Here is a 1500-nt window from a genome sequence, read left to right on the forward strand (position 1 = left end):
CCCGGCGGATCGTGCCGATGACGCGCTCGCCAACCGCATTCGCTTTCGGGCTTCGCGGCGGCGATCTCAACACCTCGACGCCAAGGCGGCTTACTGATTCGTCGAGGTGCGCGGCAAAGATGCCATCGCGATCATGCAGCAGGTATTGGTATCGCGCATCGAACCCGATGGTCTCGCGCAGCTGCTGCAATGTCCATGCGGCCGTCGGATGCGCGGTGACATTGAGATGAACCAGGCGACGACGGCCGTGCTCGATGACGACGAATACGTAGAGCATCCGGAACGTGGCGGTTACGACGACTAGAAAATTGCAGGCAATGATTCCCCGGGCGTGTAGGCGCAAGAAAGTCGACCAGCGCAGATCGCCTCTTGGCCGGCCCGGTGGGCGAGCGGGAAGGCATTTCCGCACGGTGCGCGGTGAGACCTGAATGCCGAGCTTCGGAAGAAGCTCATTGGCGATGCGCTCCTCGGGTAATCCCCCCAGAATTTAGCTGAGGTCAGAAGTGGAATTTTCTCGTAATGTATTCCGAGGAGATTCCAGTGAAGAAGTCGAAGTTTCGGGACAGCCAGATCGTCGGGCTCATCAAGCGTGCCGAGGCCGGGGAACCGGTAGCGTCGCTTTGCCGGGAGGCAGGCATCAGCGCGGCGACGTTCTACAAGTGGCGCAGCAAGTACGGCGGCATGGATGTGTCCATGCTGGCGCGGGTCAAGGAGCTCGAGGAAGAGAACCGGCGGCTGAAGAAGATGTACGCCGAGTCGCAGATGGACTCTGCGATCCTGAAGGAAGCGCTCGCAAAAAAATGGTGAGGCCATCTCAGCGGCGTGAGATGGCCACCTGGGCGGTCAGGAGCAAGGGCCGCAGCATCAGCCGGGCGTGCCGACTCTTCGGCGTCAGCGAGACCTGCTACCGCTACGAGCCGAAGTTGTCTGGCGAGAACGAGCGGATCGCCGACTGGTTGCTGCGCCTGACGCACAACCAGCGCAACTGGGGCTTCGGCCTGTGCTACCTGTTCCTGCGCAACGTGAAAGGCTACGGGTGGAACCACAAGCGCGTTTACCGCATTTACAGGCTGCTGGAGCTGAACCTGCGGATCAAGCCGAAGCGGCGCCTGGTGCGCGAGACGCCGCGGCCTCTGGCGGTTCCTGAGGCGATCAACGAAGTCTGGTCGATGGACTTCATGCACGACAACCTCGATGACGGTCGCCAGTATCGGCTGTTCAATGTGCTCGATGACTTCAACCGCGAAGGGCTGGGCATCGAGGTTGATCTGTCGTTGCCATCGGCGCGGGTGATCAGGTCGCGGGAGCAGATCATTGAATGGCGAGGCAAGCCAAAGGCGATCCGTTGCGACAACGTACTATTAACCCGGCGTAATTGCAGTGAACTTACGCGGCATATCGGATATGACGATTCTTGAAGTAGGCACGCACACGCGCCGGCGACCTTTGGATGCGACGCGAGTGACTGAGCATCGTTCGCTGCAACTCCTTCACGTCTTT

2 pseudogenes are annotated in these 1500 nt (G+C 60.4%); one reads left to right on the plus strand and one right to left on the minus strand.

Annotated elements, in window-relative coordinates:
* Window positions 1–277, minus strand: a pseudogene (locus NEZ08_RS18450) (transposase); the annotation flags it as partial.
* A 263-nt stretch (window positions 278–540) separates the two neighbouring features.
* Here NEZ08_RS18450 and NEZ08_RS18455 point away from each other — a divergent pair.
* Window positions 541–1355 (plus strand): annotated as a pseudogene (locus NEZ08_RS18455) (IS3 family transposase); the annotation flags it as partial.
* Window positions 1356–1500: the final 145 nt, after the last annotated feature.

Origin of the sequence: Bradyrhizobium sp., assembly GCF_027451485.1 — a bacterium.
Lineage (GTDB): Bacteria > Pseudomonadota > Alphaproteobacteria > Rhizobiales > Xanthobacteraceae > Bradyrhizobium.